1 protein-coding gene is annotated in these 359 nt (G+C 52.9%); it reads left to right on the top strand.

The window, feature by feature from the left end:
• Positions 1 to 164: 164 nt before the first annotated feature.
• Positions 165 to 359, top strand: a 195-nt coding sequence (locus F8C76_RS19380) for a cytochrome d ubiquinol oxidase subunit II (protein ID WP_211372199.1), incomplete at its 3' end; no start/stop codon positions are given.

Genomic DNA, 359 nt, shown 5'->3' with positions numbered 1-359 from the left:
ACGTTGTTTGGTTACGTATTGCTGTACGTCTTTCTATTGGTGTCTTACATCGCGGCATTGCGCTACATGGCCACCAAGCCGGCGCGCTCCTTGTCTCTGACCCCACAGCAGCGGGCTATGAAAGCTGAACGAGCCGACGATGAACAAGCAGAAGGAGAAGCGTGATGGATATTGGATATTGGCTTCCGTTGTTCTTTGCCGGCGCCATGGGGTTGGCGCTGCTGATTTATGTGGTGCTCGATGGCTATGACTTGGGCATCGGTTTGCTATTGCCGTTTGCCGATGAAGAAGAGAAAGATGTCATGGTGGCCGCCATTGGCCCGTTTTGGGATGCCAACGAAACCTGGATTGTATTGGGG

The sequence above is a fragment of the Flagellimonas olearia genome (assembly GCF_009184425.1).
In the GTDB taxonomy this organism is placed as follows: Bacteria; Bacteroidota; Bacteroidia; order Flavobacteriales; family Flavobacteriaceae; genus Flagellimonas; species Flagellimonas olearia.
This window is presented reverse-complemented; position numbering and strand designations above follow the sequence as displayed.